Origin of the sequence: Cupriavidus sp. USMAA2-4 (genome assembly GCF_001854305.1) — a bacterium.
GTDB classification, from domain to species: domain Bacteria; phylum Pseudomonadota; class Gammaproteobacteria; order Burkholderiales; family Burkholderiaceae; genus Cupriavidus; species Cupriavidus malaysiensis.
This window is the reverse complement of sequence record NZ_CP017749.1, coordinates 2652816-2667921: the sequence shown is the minus strand read 5'-3', so window position 1 is coordinate 2667921 and position 15106 is coordinate 2652816. Positions and strand designations below refer to the sequence as shown.

Here is a 15106-nt window from a genome sequence, read left to right as displayed (position 1 = left end):
GGCACGCCAGCAGACGAAAATTCTGCCGCTCGGTGCCAGCAACAAGTGAGACGCTCTCAGCTTAGTCTTGCTGCATTGCGCAAGAATTACCTTAGCAAGCGGAGCCTTAAAAGTCACGTTTCACCCCGGAAACGTTTGCAACATTTTCCTACAGGGTTGCCGGAACGCCGCTTGCCACAAGGCTTTGCGGGCGACGCATCACCTCGCCGGGGGCACTTGGCAGCAACCTGGGGAGACAAGCGCCAGCCACGGCGGCGACGGCCGCAGACTAGCGCCTGGAGACGGGTGCAGCAAGCAACGCGCGCCGCCGCAAGGACGGCGCGGCGCGTGGCACGCTCAATGGCAGAGGCGGTTCATCAGGTCGCCGGCGATGGTGCCGCTGGATGCGGACTGCGGCGCACGCGACTCGGGAGCGCGGATGGTATAGAGGGGTTCGCCGCGGGCATAGCGCTTGCCGTACAGCGTCTGCTCGACGACAAGGTAGGTCGAGCTGGCGCAATCGAGCACCATGCGCTTGAGGGAGGAGGCGATCGGCTCGCCGGCGGTGGTGCGGATCACGCCCCCCGACGGGGCATTGCGCATCAGCACCACGCCGACTTCGCTGCCGCGGCGGCGCACCGATCCGGTGTCGAAGTAACTCACCACGCCGTTGGCACCCATCATGGGCAGCCAGCGTTGCGGATCGGGAGCCGAGGGATCCGGGGCGGACAACAGGGTGCAGCCATCGCGCGGCGTGGAGCGGAACACGGTATCGCCGCTGGCGCTCTCGCACTGGTACAGGCCGGTGGCGACCGGTCGCGTGGCCGTCGCGTTGTTCATCGTCTGCGCATGCGCGGCAGAGCACAGGACGCCGCCGGCGATCAACGCGGCGGCACGGAGACATCGTGGAAACAGCATGGGCGGGCCCTCGTAAAGACGGGAAAAACAGCCGGCATTGTCGCACAGGCCTCGACGCCGGCAACCCTGGCGGCCGCCGCAAACACGTGCGTTCGGTCTGAACCTTACGCCGGCGCGGACTGCGCCAGCGCCTCGAAGGCGGCGGCGGAGGCGCGGTCCGCGGGAAAGAAGCACTCGATGCGCAGTTCCTGCAGGCTGACGTCCTGCGGAATCCCCAGCGTGGTCAGCGTGGAAAACAGGGACGCATGGATGCCCGGCCCCGCCACCACCACCGGCAGCACCGGCGGCGGCACGCCTTCGCCAGCCTCATCGTCGAACAGCGGCACGCCGCCCGGCCCGACCATGTCAGGATGCCAGACGGCGATGCGCTGGAATATCTCGCGCGCGGTGCGGTCGTGCGCCTGTACCTGCAGTTCCTGCCAGACGCGGCGCAGCAGGTAGCGCCCGACCTGGCGCGCATTCTCGATCGACGGCCACAACCCGGCCGGGTCGAACACCGTCAGCATCAGGTTGACGCGGCCGCCGCCCTGCTCCAGCGCCGCCGGCGCGCGCCCGCGCAGCAGCAGCCCCAGCATGCGGCGATAGGCCTGGTTGGCATCCACCAGGTTCCAGAAGCGGTCGAGCACCACGGCCGGATAGGGTTCCTGCTTGGCCAGGATCAGGGCGATGGCCTGCTGCACCATGGAGGCCGGCGGCGCCGCCAGGCCCTGTTCGCTGTAGGCGGGCGCATAGCCACCGGCCAGCAGCAGGCGGTTGCGCTGGCGCAACGGCACGCCCAGGCGCTCGGCCAGCGCCAGCACCATCTCCCGGCTCGGCCTGGCGCGGCCGGACTCGAGGAAACTGATATGGCGCTGCGACACGCCAGCGACCTGCGACAGGGCCTGCTGGCTGTAGCCGCGGCGGTTGCGCCAGTAGCGCAGCAGCGCGGGAAAGTCGAGCGCCGCTTCGGAAGCGGGTGTCAGGGTGTCCATGGCGGTATTACAGCACGCCGGGTGAGGCTGGGCGAATACCTGACAGGTAATCACCGCGATTCAGCGCCCCGCCAGTGCACATCCGGAACCGGGGCGCTTCTTCTGCCATCCGCCCGCCACAATGCCGGCATCATCACTCCACCTCGCCCGCGTCGATGGCGCGCATCGCCGCCGCCTCGGCCAGGGCCAGCGCCGCTTCGGCCGTGGGCGCCACCCCCACCTCCTGGCTGTGGGTCGGCACCGAAGCCTCTTCGCCGAAGGCATCTGCGATCACCGCCAGGCCCAGATAGCCCTGCCCGGCCGGCACCGCCCTTGCCAGCACCGCATAGCCGCCATACTCGAAACGCCGTTCCATGGCTGTTTCCTCCAGGGGTCCGCTCTCGGCCATCATAGGACATGCCCGCAGATGACTCCGGCCTGACATGCGCGGATGGTATCCTTGACGTTTTTCACCCCCGCGCGCAAAGGGCGCGCACCCTGATGGAAATTGCCATATTACTGGCGCTGATTCTGCTCAACGGCCTCTTCGCCATGTCCGAGATCGCGCTGGTGACAGCGCGCAAGGCGCGCCTGCAGCGCCGCATCGAGGAAGGCGATCGCGGTGCGATCGCCGCGGTCAAGCTGGGCGAAGACCCGACCCGTTTTCTCTCCACCGTGCAGATCGGCATCACGTCGATCGGCGTGCTCAACGGTGTGGTCGGCGAGTCGACGCTGGCCCAGCCGTTCGGCGTCTGGCTGCAGGGATTCGGGCTGCCCGCCACCACCGCGGGCTATGTGGCCACGGCCATCGTGGTCGCGGGCCTGACGTATTTTTCCATCGTGCTGGGTGAACTGGTACCCAAGCGGCTCGGCCAATTGGCGCCCGAGTCGATCGCGCGCATCGCCGCGCGCCCGATCTCCTGGCTGGCCACGGCCTCGACACCGCTGGTGCGCCTGCTGTCGGGTTCGACCCGGCTGATGCTGCGCGTGCTGGGCGTCGAAGGCGCGCGCGGCCCCGCCGTGACCGAAGAAGAAATCCACGCCCTGCTGATCGAAGGCTCCGAGGCCGGCGTCATCGAACAGCAGGAGCACACCATGGTGCGCAACGTGTTCCGCCTCGACGACCGCCAGCTGACCTCGCTGATGGTGCCGCGCGGCGAAGTGGTCTGCCTGGACGTCGAGGCGACGCTGGAGGAAAACCTGCGCCGCATCGAGACCTCCGATCATTCGCGCTTCCCGGTGGTGCGCGGCGGCATGCACGACCTGCTGGGCGTGGTCAGCGCCCGCCAACTGCTCGCGCGCCGCCTGCGCGGCGAGCAGACCGACCTGACCGCGGTGCTGCAACCGGCGGTGTTCGTCCCGGAAAGCGTCACCGGCATGGAACTGCTGGAGAATTTCCGTTCGTCGGGCGGGCAGATCGCCTTCGTCATCGACGAGTACGGCGAGGTGCTCGGCCTGGTCACGCTGCAGGACCTGATCGAGGCCATCACCGGCGAATTCAAGCCCACCAGCGCCGACGAGGAGTGGGCCGTGCAGCGCGCGGACGGCTCCTGGCTGCTGGACGGCCTGATCCCGATCCCGGAAATGAAGGACCGCCTGGCCCTGCGCTATGTCCCCGAGGAGGCCAAGGAGCGCTACCACACGCTGTCCGGCATGCTGCTGCTCCTGCTCGGCCGCCTGCCGCAGACCACGGACAGCGTGGAATGGGGCGGTTGGCGCTTCGAGATCGTCGACATGGACGGCAAGCGCATCGACAAGGTGCTGGCCACCCCCGTACCGCCCGAGCAAGAGTCCGACACCACGGCCTGAGTTCGGCCCTGCGCTTCGCCCCCGCGCTTCGGCCCCCAGGATCCCGCCCTGCGGCCCCGCCCGGAGGAATTGACCACGGTCAGGAACCCGTCATTCCGCCTCCGCCATCCGGGCCAGCCCTCGTGGTGAAATAGCGCCGGTGCCGTATGATCGGAGAGCGGGCGCGCCACGCGCGCCCGCGGCTCCCGGCGGCAGCGCGGCATGGCGGGAACCTGCAGTGCACGAGCCCGCGCAGCCAGGTGTCGCCACCGCCGTCAGGATTCCGCCATGTCTCAAGACGAGGCCGCTCGACCACCTTATCCGCCATCGCTTTGCCCGCCGTCCCCCTCCGGGATGGCGCCCGGCCTTGCCGAGGCCCGCGGGCACGCTGCCTTTCTCGCGGCGGCATGCCGGCTGGGCCCGACACCTGCCGCCGGCCCCGGCACGGGCTCGCCCGGCCCCGAGGCGCGGCTCGCCATGCTGGCCGTCCGCCTCGACCGCTTCGCCCATGCCCGCCTGCCACTCGGACCCGCCATAAGCGACAAGCTGCGCGCGCGCATCCTGGAGCGGGCCCGCGCGGTGCTCCCGGCCGACGCGCTGCTGCAATGGCCGGGCGAAGCCGACCTCGCCATCGCCACCCCGCTGCATGGCGGCGAGCCGGAAGCGCTGCGCCTGGCCCGCGCCGTGGCGGACACACTGGCGCGGCCAGTGGCCGTCGGCGGCTTCGAGCTGTTCCTTTCCTGCAGCATCGGCGTGGCGCTGGGCGAGCCGGGCTGCCCCGCCGAACGCTGCCTGCAGCGGGCAGTCGACACCATGCTCGGCGTGGCCAGGCGCGGGGGCGACGCCATCGCCAGCGCCGGCTCGGTGGCCGCGCCGCCGCTGCCGGCGGCCATGCTCGCCGCCCTGCCACAGGCGCTGGAACGCGGTGAGTTCGCCATCAACCTGCAGCCGCGCGCGCGCCTGGATGCGGATGCGGCCAGCGTCGACAGCTACACGGTGCGCCTGCGCTGGCAGAGCGCCGCATTCGGCCGGGTCGCGCCGCAGGATTTCCTGCCGGCGCTGGAGGCGCTCGGCCTGATGGGCGACGTCGCGCGCTGGATTCTCAACGATGCCCTGCCGCTGCTGGCGGCCGCTTCCTTTCCGGTTCCGGTGCAATTCCACTTTCCGGCGCCGGGCGCCCAGCTCCACCGGGAACACCTGATCGAGGAACTCGGCGCCGCCATCGGCAGGCTGGGCGTGCAGGGCGCGCGCGTCTGCATCGAGGTGCCTTGCCCGGACGCGGTACGCGCCAGCGACCTGCTCGGCGCCCGCTTCGAGGTTCTGCGCCGCGCGGGTGTTCAGCTTGCCCTGGGCGACTTCACCGATACGGAAATCTGCCGCGATGCGCTCGGCCTGCTGCGTCCCGACCTGGTCACGCTCGACGCGCGCCAGCTCGGCAGCCCGGCCCAGGGTCCGGAGGTCGCGGCTGGCCTGCGGGCGGCCTGCGCCCTGGCGCGCGACGCCGGCTACGGCGCCTGCGCGAAAGGCATCGAGACGCGCCCGCAGCTCGACGAAGTGCGCCGCTGGGGCTGCACCAGCATGCAGGGCTACCTGCTGGCCCAGCCCTTCCCCGCGCGCTGGCTGCCGCAGATCCACGCCACCCTCGACCAGCGTGCCCGCGACCTGCTGGCCTCGGCCCGCGACGGCTGAGCGGAAAGGAACGCCTTCTCGCACAGTCCGGCCGCCATTGTCCAGCCGGTCTTCCGCCAAGTTACAAATTGGCACATTCGTGCGTCAATGAGACCGCGCGCCGACGGTAAAATCGGCGCCCAATCACTGTTCGCATCGAAAGGAAGGAGCCTGGCGTGAAAAAAGGATGGATTGGCTTTGTACTGCTTGCAACCCTGCTGGCCGGCTGCAATACGATGGCCGGGCTGGGTCAGGATATCCAGAAGGGTGGCCAGAAGCTGGAAAGCGCGGCGGACCGCTCCAAGTAGGCGCAGCGGCATCGGCCGCGCACGCGTCGCCAAGCCGGGCTCCTGCCCGGCTTTTCTTTTCTCTTTTTTCTCTTTTCCCTTGCCCGCGGCTCAACGCAGCGCCGACGCCTGCTGCGCCAGCGTGCGGATGCGGCCCCAGTCGCCGGCGGCGACCGCGTCCTTGGGCACGATCCAGGAACCGCCCACGCAGACCACATTGGGCAGCGCCAGGTATTCCACCGCCTTGGCCGCGTTGATGCCGCCGGTCGGGCAGAAGCGCAGTTGCGCGAAGGGGCCGTACAGCGATTTCAGCATCGGCACGCCGCCGGCCGCCTCGGCCGGGAAGAACTTCAGGAAGGAGAAGCCGGCCTCGAGCGCCGCCATGGCCTCGCTGGCGGTCGCCACGCCAGGCAGCAGCGCGATGCCCTCGCCCTGCGCGGCGACGGCCAGCGCCGGCGTCAGACCCGGCGACACCGCGAACTGGGCGCCAGCCTCGCGCACGGCCTTGAGCTGGGCGGCGTTGAGCACCGTGCCGGCGCCGACGCAAGCCTGCGGAAAGGCCGCGGCCACGGCCCGCATGGCGTCCAGCGCCACCGGCGTGCGCAGGGTGATTTCCAGTACCGGCAGGCCGCCGGCGATCAAGGCCTCGCTGACGTGCAGCGCCTCGTCGACCGAGGCGAATTCGAGCACGGGGATGACGGGCACGCCATCGAGGCGGGTGAGCAGAGGGGAGGAATTGGCTTGCATGGCGGTCGGTTGGGTCGGTCTACTGTCTACGGTCTAGGGGGCGGGAAAGTCCGCTCGGACGGGCTCAGGCGAAGGGCTGGGCGGGCAGCGCCACCGGGCTGCCCAGCCGTCCCAGCACGGCTTCCGCCGCGGGGATGGGTGCGACGGCGCCGTAGCCGGTGGTCGACAAGGCCGCGGCCACGTTGGCATAGCGCGCCGCCGCGAAAGGATCGTCGCCGGCGGCCAGGCGCGCGATGAAGCAGCCGCCGAAGCAGTCGCCGGCGCCGGTGGCATCGACCGGATGCACGGGATGGGGCGCCACCAGCGTGCGCGCGTCGGGCGTCGCCACATAGGAGCCCTCCTCGCCCAGCTTGAGCGCCACCAGCCCGATGCCGCAGCCGAGCAGGTAGTCGACGATGGCGTCGCGGTCATCGAGGCCGGTCAGCACACTGATATCGTCCCAGCTCGGCAGGCAGACATCGGTCAGCGCGAAAGCCTCGCGCATGATGGCGCGGGCCCGCGCCAGCGGCCACAGCCGCCAGCGCAGGTTGGTGTCGAGCGAGACCCGGGTGCCGGCCTTGCGTGCGTGTGCCATGGCAGCCAGGCCGGCGTCGCAGGCGCTGGTGCTGATCGCCAGGCTGATGCCCGACAGGTGCAGGTAGCGCGCCTCGGCGATGGCTGCCAGCGGCAGGTGCTCGTGACTGTAGCGGCTCGCCGCCGAGCCGGCGCGCAGGTAGTCGAAGCGGTGGCCGCGGTGGTCGTGGCTGACGAAATAGACGCCGGTCGGCGCCGCGGGGTCGACCCGCACGTGCCGCGTGTCGACGCGCTCGTGGGTCCACAGCGCCAGCAGGCGCTCGCCGAAACCGTCCTCGCCGACCGCGCTCAGGTAGCCGGCGCTGGCGCCCTGGCGCGCCGCGGCGATGCAGAAATTCGAAGTGTCGCCGCCGAAGCCCTGCAGGTAGTGGCCGGGCCGGTCGGGCTGCTGGTTGAATTCGACCAGCGGCTCGCCGTAGGCGAGTATGTCGATGCTCATGATGCGCTCATCCTTGATGTTCTTCCGCAGGGGTCTGCCGGAGCGTCGGTCCCGAAGGGGCCTGCACAGGGACTACAGGGACTCCTCGGGGCTCCCCGCGGCCAGTCCCGTTCAGAAGAAGGTCTGCACGACGTCGACCACACGCAAGCGGTCGTCCAGTACCGGGATATGCCGCCACTTGTCGAAGGTCAGGCAAGGGTGCGAGATGTCAAAGGCGATCATGTCGCCCACGCGCAGGTCATCGCCCGGTTGCAGGCGCAGGTAGGCATGCTGGTCCATCATGCCGGTGACCGCCCAATGCGACGGCGCCTCGACCGGCGCGGCGGTGCCCGGACGATAGCGCTGTGCGGGGATCGGCATGCCGGCGTCGAAGGCGGCATCGCGCTTGCCCATGCCGATGATGGCGAGATCCGGCTCGGGCATCGACTGCACGTAGGCCCAGACCTGCAGTGCCGGGAGCAGCCCTTCCTGCATGCGGCGGGCCACCGGGTTGGCCGCCAGGATACGCTCCTGCGCGGCCCGGTAGACGCCCACGTCGTGGGTCAGGTAGCAGCCCGGGCGCAGCACGAGGTCCACCGCGTTGCCGGTGCCGGCGGCGGCGAATTCCTCGGCCACCACGTCATACCAGGCCGAGCCGGCGCCCGACAGCACCGCCGGGCTGCGGCCGAAGCGTCCCGCCGCCAGCAGTTCACGGGTGACCGCCACCGCGCGCTGCAGGAAGGCGCGGATATCGGCCTCCTCCTTGAGCACGCCCTCGTACAGTTCCACGCCCGCCAGCGACAGCGCCTGCGGCCAGCGCGCCAGCGCGGCCAGCACGGCTTCCTGCTGGGCCGCGTCGCGCACGCCGGTGCGCCCGCCCGCCACGCCCAGTTCCAGCAGCACCTGCAGGGTCTGGCCGCGCGCCTGGAAGAAGGCACCGAGCTGGTCGACCAGCGCCGGCGAATCGACCAGGCAGAAGAATTCGAAGCCGGGATCGCGCAGCAGGTCGGCCACGATCTCCATATTGCGGCGTCCCACCAGCTGGTTGGCCATCAGCACGCGGCGCACGCCATGGGCGTGGGCCGCGGCGGTCTGGTGGGCGGTGGCGAGCGTGATGCCCCAGGCACCGGCCGCCAGCTGGCGCGCGAACAGCTTCGGTGCCATGGTGGTCTTGCCGTGCGGCGCAAGCTGCATGCCGTAGCTTTCGACGAAGCCGCGCATCCAGGCCAGGTTGTGCGCCAGCCGTGACTCGTAGAGCACCGCCGCCGGCAGGCTCAATGATTCGTCGAGCAGGCTCCAGTCCTGGCCCGCGGCCGCCTCGGCCGGCGCCAGCGGCGCCTCGAGCTTGCCCAGCGCCTTGTTGAGCGGGTCGATCATGCCCGTCTGGTACTTTATTTCACGCATGCTGACTGTCACCTCTGCACGGCCCCAGGCGGGTCCGTCAATTTTCCGATTGACGTAATCATAGCCTTGAAATTACGATATTTCATCCTTGTTATAAAGTAACACGCAAGCGGCGCCAGCCTCGCCCGGCAAGCGCCGCCCTCCCCGCCATGACCGCCCCCTTCGACATCCTCACCCGCATCGCCGAGCGCGGCCCCGCGCTGCGCCTGGCCGAGCAGAAGGTGGCGCAGGTCATCCTCGCCGACCTTGGCGGCGCCGCCGCCGCCAGCATCAACGAACTGGCCCGCCAGGCCGGCGTCAGCGAGGCCAGCGTGACCCGCTTCGCCAAGGCCATCGGTTGCCGCGACGTGCGCGACCTGAAGCTGCGCCTGGCCCAGGCCACCGCCGTGGGCCAGCGCTTCCTGCAGGCGCCGGCGTCCGATGACGCCCAGGACACGCTGGCGGGCCGCATCCACGCCGACGCGGTCGCCTCGCTCGACGCCAGCCTGAAACTGCTGGACGCCGAACGCATCGAGCAGGCGGCGCGCCTGTTGCTCGGGGCGCGCATGATCTACGCTTTCGGCATGGGCGGCGGCTCCACCTTCATGGCGGACGAGGCGCGTTACCGCCTGGCGCGGCTGGGCCGGCCGGTGGCCAGCTACCAGGACGCGCTGCTGCAGAAGATGGTGGCGGCCACGCTGGACCGCGACGACGTGGTGCTGGCCTTCTCGGCCACCGGCGAGGTGCCGGAAATGCTGGCGAGCTGCGATGTCGCGCTGGAGTACGGCGCGCGCCTGGTCGCCGTGACCGCGCTCGGCTCGCCGCTGGCGGGGCGGGCGCACGTGCTGCTGCCGCTGCGCACGCTGGAGACGGACTTCATCTTCAAGCCGTCCGCCTCGCGCTACGCCATGATGCTGGTGATGGACGTGCTCGCCACCCAGTTGGCGCTGTTGCAGCAGGAACCGAACAAAGAGCGGCTGCGCCGCCTGAAGTACGTGCTGGACGCGCACCGCGGCCCCCGCGGCGACGGCAGGCAACCGCTGGGAGACTGAGATGCCGCATGCCTTCGACACCCTGATCCGCAACGTGACCCTGGTCGACGGGTCCGGCGCGCCGGCGCGCCTGGCCGACGTGGCCGTGCGCGACGGCCGCATCGCCCGCATCGACGCCGCCGGCGCCATCGACCCCGATGCCGCGGCGCACGTGGTGGAAGGCCACGGCCTCGTGCTCGCCCCCGGCTTCATCGACGTGCACACGCACGATGACACCAATGTGGTACGCCAGCCGGACATGACGCCCAAGCTGTCGCAGGGCGTGACCACGGTCATCGTAGGCAACTGCGGCATCAGCGCGGCGCCGGTCGCGCTGCGCGGCGACCCGCCCGACCCGATGAACCTGCTCGGCGAGGCCGATGCCTTCCGCTACCCGGATTTCGCCAGCTACGTGCGAGCCATCGCCAGCGCCCGCCCGGCCGTCAACGTGGCGGCCCTGGTCGGCCACACCGCGCTGCGCAGCAACCAGATGGACCGCCTCGACCGCGCCGCCAGCGCCGCCGAGATCGCCGCCATGCGCGCCCAGCTCGAAGACGCCCTGCAGCATGGCGCGCTGGGCCTGTCCACCGGACTGGCCTATGCCAATGCCTTCTGCGCGCCGACCGAAGAGGTGCTGGCCCTGGCCGAACCGCTGGCGCAGGCCGGCGCGCTCTACGCCACCCACCTGCGCAGCGAGTTCGCCGAGATCCTCGACGCCATGGACGAGGCCTTCCGCATCGGCCGCCACGCGCGCGTGCCGGTGGTGATCTCGCACCTGAAATGCGCCGGCGTGCCCAACTGGGGCCGCAGCGGCGAAGTGCTCGACGCGCTCGACGCCGCGCGCCGCTGGCAGCCGGTCGGGTGCGACTGCTATCCCTACACCGCCAGTTCCTCGACGCTCGACCTGAAGCAGGTCACCAGCGATTTCGACATCACCGTGACCTGGTCCGAGCCGCACCCCGAGATGGGCGGCAAGTCGCTGGCCGAGATCGCGGCCGGGTGGGAACTGGACCTGCACGAGACCGCGCGCCGGCTGCAGCCGGCCGGCGCGGTCTACCACTGCATGGAGGACGCCGACGTCGACCGCATCCTCAGCCACCCCGCCACGGTGATCGGCTCCGACGGCCTGCCCAACGATCCGCTGCCCCACCCCCGGCTGTGGGGCGCCTTCCCGCGTGTGCTCGGCCACTATGCGCGCGACCGCGAACTGTTCCCGCTGGCAGTGGCCGTCAACAAGATGACCGGCCTGCCGGCCGAGCGCTTCGGCCTGCGCGAGCGCGGCCTGGTGCGCGAAGGCTGCTGGGCCGACCTGGTGCTGTTCGACGCCGACACCATCCGCGACGCGGCCACCTTCGCCGACCCCATGCAGCCTGCCGAAGGCATTGCCGCGGTCTGGGTCAACGGCGAGCTGTCCTGGCACGAGCGCCAGCCCACCGGCACGCGGGCCGGCCGCTTCCTCGCGCGTGGCACCGAGGGCGGCGCCAGCATCGGCGCCCCCCGCGGCTGACGCGGCTGACGCGGCTGACGCGCGCCCTGCCCGCTTTCACCCTCCATCCCGACACAGTTTCGGATTCAGACACAGCCTCACAGGAGTCCTCATGGAAATCAAACGATACGGCGTCGAAGGCGGCACCGGTACCGGCGGCCAGCACATGCCCTTCGCGCGCGCCACGCAGGCCGACGGCTGGCTCTACGTCTCGGGCCAGGTGCCCATGGTCGACGGCGAAGTCATCGACGGCGGCATCGTGGCCCAGACCCACCAGGCCATCCGCAACGTGCTCGCCATCCTGGCCGAGGCCGGCTACGGGCCGGAGCACGTGGTGCGCTGCGGCGTATGGCTGGACGACGCGCGCGACTTCGCCTCGTTCAACAAGGTCTTCAAGGAATACTTCGGCGCCAATCCGCCGGCGCGCGCCTGCGTGCAGTCCAGCATGGTGGTGGACTGCAAGGTCGAGGTCGATTGCATCGCCTACAAGAAGCCGGCAGCCTGAAGCGGCGTAGCCGTGCCGGGCGCCCCGGATGGCCCGGGAGCCTTGCAGCAGGCGCCGGCACGGCCTGATTCGAGCCTTTTCTTTTTCTTTTTTTCAGCTTTCCATCGCAGCCGCCCCGCCGGGCGGCGCCCTGCGCACGGCGCCCATGCCGGCGCGCGGCGCCGCGCAGGGCGCGGCCGCATCCGCAGCGGAAGTGCACGGCCGGGAGCCGTGCCATACAAGGAGACAATATGGGTGCCGTCACCGGAACCACGCTCTTGGTCTATGCGCTGATCGCCGTGATCGCGCTCGTCGTGCTGATCGCACGCTACAAACTGAATCCCTTCATCACGCTGGTGACGGTCTCGGTGCTGCTCGGCTTTGCCGTCGGCATGCCGATGGGCGACATCATCAAGTCCTTCGAGGCCGGCGTCGGCGGCACCCTCGGCCACATCGCGCTGGTGGTGGGCCTGGGCACCATGCTCGGCAAGATGATGGCCGAGTCCGGCGGCGCCGAGCGCATCGCGCGCACGCTGATCGATTTCTTCGGCGAAAAGAACGTGCACTGGGCAATGGTCACCATCGCCTTCATCGTCGGCCTGCCGGTGTTCTTCGAGGTCGGCTTCGTGCTGCTGATCCCGATCGCCTTCAACGTCGCCAAGCGCACCGGCACCTCGATGGTGCTGGTCGGCCTGCCGATGGTGGCCGGCCTGTCGGTGGTGCACGGCCTGATTCCGCCGCACCCGGCCGCGCTGCTGGCCGTGACCGCCTACGGCGCGGACATCGGCCGGACCATCCTGTACGCGCTGATCGTCGGCATCCCGACCGCGGCCATCGCCGGCCCGCTGTTCGCCAAGCTGATGGACCGCTACGTCAAGCTGCCGGAGGTCAACCCGCTCGCCGCGCAGTTCACCGAAGAGGACGAAGGCGTCAAGGCCTCGCACGAGCTGCCGGGCTTCGGCATCACCGTCTTCACCATCCTGCTGCCGGTGTTCCTGATGCTGCTGGGCAGCTGGGCCGACCTGTTCACCACGCCCAAGACCTTCGCCAACGACTTCGTCAAGCTGATCGGCAATTCGGTGATGGCCCTGCTGATTGCCGTGCTGGTCAGCCTGTATACCTTCGGCCGCGCGCGCGGCTTCAACCGCGATACCATCCTCAAGTTCACCAACGAATGCGTGGCGCCGGTCGCCATCATCACGCTGGTGGTCGGCGCCGGCGGCGGCTTCGGCCGCATCCTGCGCGACTCGGGCATCTCCAACGCCATCGTCGACGTGGCCACCGGCGCCAACGTCTCGGTGCTGGTGCTGGGCTGGCTGGTCGCGGTGCTGATCCGCATCGCCACCGGCTCGGCCACGGTCGCCATGACCACCGCCGCCGGCATCGTCGCGCCGATCGCCGCCAGCGTGCCGGGCACCCACCCGGAACTGCTGGTGCTGAGCACCGGCGCCGGCTCGCTGATCCTGTCGCACGTCAACGACGGCGGCTTCTGGCTGGTCAAGGAGTACTTCAACATGACGGTGCCGCAGACCCTGAAGACCTGGACAGTCTGCGAAACCGTGATCTCGGTGGTGGCCCTGCTGCTGACGCTGGGCCTGGCCACGCTGCTGGGCTGAGGCCCCGCGCCGGCGCGCCCCGCGGCCGCCTCAGTCGCCGAAGGGATTCGGCGCCGAGCCGGCGGGCGCCTCGCCCAGGTCGAACTCGTCGCGCAGGCGGTCGACCACCTCGCGCACGGCACGCTCGTGGCCCGACCCCTTGCCGATCCCCTTGATGTCCCAGTTGCGCCCGCGCGCGTCGCGCGGATGCGCCTGGGGCAGCGGCACCCGGATCCTGGCGCCCTCGTCGGCGATCTCGTCGACCTTCTGGATGCGCCGGCTCGCTTCTTCCTGCAGCACGCGCGCGCTGCGTTCCCGCTTGGCCATGGCTGACTCCCGCTGCGTGGCAGATGATGGTCCCGCCGGGCATGTTAGTCCATTGCGCCAGAGAAAGCACAGCCGAGCATACGGCCTGGAGGCGCGGCCGATCGGGGGTGTCTTTCGATCCGGGGGGCTTTCGCATGGCGCACTGGCACGGCCCGTCCCCCCGGCAAGGCCGGCATTGTCATGTGGCGCGCCCGCCCCTACACTGCGAGGTCGATGCGGCCATGCGAGCCGCGCCACCAGGAGACCATTCCATGAAGCCTGCACCCTTGCTGCGCGCGGCCGCCGTCCTGGCCGCCGCCACGCTCAGCACCGTCGCCCTGCTGCCAGCCGCCGCCGGCGCGGCCGAACCGGTCAAGATCGGCCTGATCGCGCCCTTCTCCGGCAGCTTCGCCGACTACGGCAAGCAGATGGAGGGCGGCATCAAGGCCTACCAGAAGGTGCATGGCGACAGCGTGGCGGGCCGCAAGGTGACGGTGATCCTGAAAGACACCACCGGGCCCGTGCCCGAGGTGGCCAAGCGGCTGGCGCAGGAGCTGGTGGTGCGCGACAAGGTCGACATCCTGGCCGGCTTCGGGCTCACGCCCGAAGCGCTGGCGGTGGCCCCGGTGGCGGACCAGGCCAGGAAGCCGATGGTCATCATGAACGCGGCATCGTCGGTGATCACCACCAAATCCAGCTACATCACGCGCGTCTCGATGACCCTGCCCCAGGTGTCGGCGCCGATGGCCGCCTGGGCGGTCAAGAACAAGCTGCGCAAGGTGGTCACCCTGGTGGCCGACTACGCGCCCGGCATCGATGCCGAGACCGCGTTCAAGACCAACTTCATCGGCGGCGGCGGCCAGGTGGTGGAATCGATCCGGGTGCCGCTGCGCAACCCCGAGTTCGCCCCCTTCATCCAGCGCATCAAGGACGCGCGCCCCGAGGCCGTATTCCTGTTCCTGCCGGCCGGCGAGCAGGGCGTCGCCTTCATGAAGGGCTTCCGCGAGCGCGGCCTGGCCGATGCGGGAATCCGCGTGATCGCCACCGGCGACCTGACCGACGACCACGTACTGCCGGCGATGGGCGACGCCACCCTGGGCGTGATCACCTCCTTCCACTACTCGATGGCGCACGACTCGCCCGAGAACAAGGCCTTCCTGAAGGCTTTCGCCGAAACCAACCCCGGCGCCGGGCGCCCCAACTTCATGGCGGTCGCCGCCTATGACGGCATGGCCGCGATCTACGAAGCGATCCGCAGGAACGGCGGCAGCACCGATGCCGACAAGATGATGGCGGCCTTCAAGGGCATGAAGCTGGCCAGCCCGCGCGGCCCGATCTACATCGACCCGGCCACGCGCGACGTGGTGCAGACGGTGTACATCCGCCGCGTGGAAAAGGTCGGCGGCGAACTGCAGAACGTCGAGTTCGACAAGTTCCCGGAAGTCAAGGACTCCGGCAAGTAGCGGGACGGCAGCAGGGACGGCAGCCAACGC

General features: G+C 70.1%; 15 protein-coding genes. 8 read left to right on the top strand and 7 right to left on the bottom strand.

Features of this window, described 5'->3' with window-relative positions; translation table 11 throughout:
* Nucleotides 1–336 precede the first annotated feature (336 nt).
* From BKK79_RS31700 to BKK79_RS31690, 3 genes are all read right to left on the bottom strand, one after another.
* Nucleotides 337–897, bottom strand: a complete 561-nt coding sequence (locus BKK79_RS31700; protein ID WP_071039835.1) for a surface-adhesin E family protein — start codon at nucleotides 895–897, stop codon at nucleotides 337–339.
* A gap of 104 nt (nucleotides 898–1001) precedes the next feature.
* Nucleotides 1002–1868 carry a helix-turn-helix domain-containing protein gene (locus tag BKK79_RS31695; RefSeq protein ID WP_071020777.1) on the bottom strand — a complete coding sequence of 289 codons (867 nt, stop codon included), beginning with the start codon at nucleotides 1866–1868 and terminating at the stop codon, nucleotides 1002–1004.
* 133 nt (nucleotides 1869–2001) lie between these two features.
* Nucleotides 2002–2223 carry a hypothetical protein gene (locus BKK79_RS31690; RefSeq protein ID WP_071020780.1) on the bottom strand — a complete coding sequence of 74 codons (222 nt, stop codon included), beginning with the start codon at nucleotides 2221–2223 and terminating at the stop codon, nucleotides 2002–2004.
* Between the two features lie 125 nt (nucleotides 2224–2348).
* On the opposite strand from BKK79_RS31690, the gene BKK79_RS31685 reads away from it, so the two are divergent.
* The 3 genes from BKK79_RS31685 to BKK79_RS31675 all read left to right on the top strand — a co-directional run bounded on the left by BKK79_RS31685 (nucleotide 2349) and on the right by BKK79_RS31675 (nucleotide 5611).
* Complete coding sequence (locus BKK79_RS31685; RefSeq protein WP_071020782.1) at nucleotides 2349–3656, top strand: hemolysin family protein; 1308 nt, start codon at nucleotides 2349–2351, stop codon at nucleotides 3654–3656.
* Nucleotides 3657–4112: 456 nt separating this feature from the next.
* Nucleotides 4113–5324 carry a GGDEF domain-containing protein gene (locus BKK79_RS31680; RefSeq protein ID WP_071039834.1) on the top strand — a complete coding sequence of 404 codons (1212 nt, stop codon included), beginning with the start codon at nucleotides 4113–4115 and terminating at the stop codon, nucleotides 5322–5324.
* Between the two features lie 155 nt (nucleotides 5325–5479).
* A complete protein-coding gene (locus BKK79_RS31675; protein ID WP_071020787.1) occupies nucleotides 5480–5611 on the top strand; it encodes an entericidin A/B family lipoprotein in 132 nt (43 codons plus the stop codon).
* A 90-nt stretch (nucleotides 5612–5701) separates the two neighbouring features.
* Here BKK79_RS31675 and BKK79_RS31670 read toward each other — a convergent pair whose 3' ends face one another.
* The 3 genes from BKK79_RS31670 to BKK79_RS31660 all read right to left on the bottom strand — a co-directional run bounded on the left by BKK79_RS31670 (nucleotide 5702) and on the right by BKK79_RS31660 (nucleotide 8732).
* Nucleotides 5702–6337, bottom strand: coding sequence for a bifunctional 4-hydroxy-2-oxoglutarate aldolase/2-dehydro-3-deoxy-phosphogluconate aldolase (locus BKK79_RS31670; RefSeq protein ID WP_071020789.1), 636 nt, complete (start codon nucleotides 6335–6337; stop codon nucleotides 5702–5704).
* 64 nt (nucleotides 6338–6401) lie between these two features.
* Nucleotides 6402–7349, bottom strand: a complete 948-nt coding sequence (locus BKK79_RS31665) for a sugar kinase (RefSeq protein WP_071039833.1) — start codon at nucleotides 7347–7349, stop codon at nucleotides 6402–6404.
* 111 nt (nucleotides 7350–7460) lie between these two features.
* Nucleotides 7461–8732, bottom strand: coding sequence for an amino acid deaminase (locus tag BKK79_RS31660; RefSeq protein ID WP_071020794.1), 1272 nt, complete (start codon nucleotides 8730–8732; stop codon nucleotides 7461–7463).
* A 149-nt stretch (nucleotides 8733–8881) separates the two neighbouring features.
* Here BKK79_RS31660 and BKK79_RS31655 point away from each other — a divergent pair, with 149 nt between their 5' ends.
* From BKK79_RS31655 to BKK79_RS31640, 4 genes are all read left to right on the top strand, one after another.
* Complete coding sequence (locus BKK79_RS31655) at nucleotides 8882–9763, top strand: MurR/RpiR family transcriptional regulator (RefSeq protein ID WP_071020797.1); 882 nt, start codon at nucleotides 8882–8884, stop codon at nucleotides 9761–9763.
* Between the two features lies 1 nt (nucleotide 9764).
* Complete coding sequence (locus BKK79_RS31650) at nucleotides 9765–11249, top strand: N-acyl-D-amino-acid deacylase family protein (protein WP_071020800.1); 1485 nt, start codon at nucleotides 9765–9767, stop codon at nucleotides 11247–11249.
* Between the two features lie 91 nt (nucleotides 11250–11340).
* Nucleotides 11341–11733 carry a RidA family protein gene (locus BKK79_RS31645; protein ID WP_071020801.1) on the top strand — a complete coding sequence of 131 codons (393 nt, stop codon included), beginning with the start codon at nucleotides 11341–11343 and terminating at the stop codon, nucleotides 11731–11733.
* Nucleotides 11734–11963: 230 nt separating this feature from the next.
* Nucleotides 11964–13328 (top strand): GntP family permease, encoded by a 1365-nt coding sequence (locus BKK79_RS31640; RefSeq protein ID WP_071020804.1) that lies wholly within the window; start codon nucleotides 11964–11966, stop codon nucleotides 13326–13328.
* Nucleotides 13329–13358: 30 nt separating this feature from the next.
* Here the strand turns inward: BKK79_RS31640 and BKK79_RS31635 are convergent, their stop codons facing one another.
* Nucleotides 13359–13634, bottom strand: a complete 276-nt coding sequence (locus BKK79_RS31635; RefSeq protein ID WP_071020807.1) for a hypothetical protein — start codon at nucleotides 13632–13634, stop codon at nucleotides 13359–13361.
* Nucleotides 13635–13885: 251 nt separating this feature from the next.
* On the opposite strand from BKK79_RS31635, the gene BKK79_RS31630 reads away from it, so the two are divergent.
* Nucleotides 13886–15076, top strand: coding sequence for an ABC transporter substrate-binding protein (locus tag BKK79_RS31630; RefSeq protein ID WP_071039832.1), 1191 nt, complete (start codon nucleotides 13886–13888; stop codon nucleotides 15074–15076).
* Nucleotides 15077–15106 lie beyond the last annotated feature (30 nt).

Coding starts and splice junctions, on each gene's coding strand:
- BKK79_RS31700 (WP_071039835.1), bottom strand. CDS start 897: ATGCTGTTTCCACGATGTCTCCGTGCCGCCGCGTTGATCGCCGGCGGC.
- BKK79_RS31695 (WP_071020777.1), bottom strand. CDS start 1,868: ATGGACACCCTGACACCCGCTTCCGAAGCGGCGCTCGACTTTCCCGCG.
- BKK79_RS31690 (WP_071020780.1), bottom strand. CDS start 2,223: ATGGAACGGCGTTTCGAGTATGGCGGCTATGCGGTGCTGGCAAGGGCG.
- BKK79_RS31685 (WP_071020782.1), top strand. CDS start 2,349: ATGGAAATTGCCATATTACTGGCGCTGATTCTGCTCAACGGCCTCTTC.
- BKK79_RS31680 (WP_071039834.1), top strand. CDS start 4,113: ATGCTGGCCGTCCGCCTCGACCGCTTCGCCCATGCCCGCCTGCCACTC.
- BKK79_RS31670 (WP_071020789.1), bottom strand. CDS start 6,337: ATGCAAGCCAATTCCTCCCCTCTGCTCACCCGCCTCGATGGCGTGCCC.
- BKK79_RS31665 (WP_071039833.1), bottom strand. CDS start 7,349: ATGAGCATCGACATACTCGCCTACGGCGAGCCGCTGGTCGAATTCAAC.
- BKK79_RS31660 (WP_071020794.1), bottom strand. CDS start 8,732: ATGCGTGAAATAAAGTACCAGACGGGCATGATCGACCCGCTCAACAAG.
- BKK79_RS31655 (WP_071020797.1), top strand. CDS start 8,882: ATGACCGCCCCCTTCGACATCCTCACCCGCATCGCCGAGCGCGGCCCC.
- BKK79_RS31650 (WP_071020800.1), top strand. CDS start 9,765: ATGCCGCATGCCTTCGACACCCTGATCCGCAACGTGACCCTGGTCGAC.
- BKK79_RS31645 (WP_071020801.1), top strand. CDS start 11,341: ATGGAAATCAAACGATACGGCGTCGAAGGCGGCACCGGTACCGGCGGC.
- BKK79_RS31640 (WP_071020804.1), top strand. CDS start 11,964: ATGGGTGCCGTCACCGGAACCACGCTCTTGGTCTATGCGCTGATCGCC.
- BKK79_RS31635 (WP_071020807.1), bottom strand. CDS start 13,634: ATGGCCAAGCGGGAACGCAGCGCGCGCGTGCTGCAGGAAGAAGCGAGC.
- BKK79_RS31630 (WP_071039832.1), top strand. CDS start 13,886: ATGAAGCCTGCACCCTTGCTGCGCGCGGCCGCCGTCCTGGCCGCCGCC.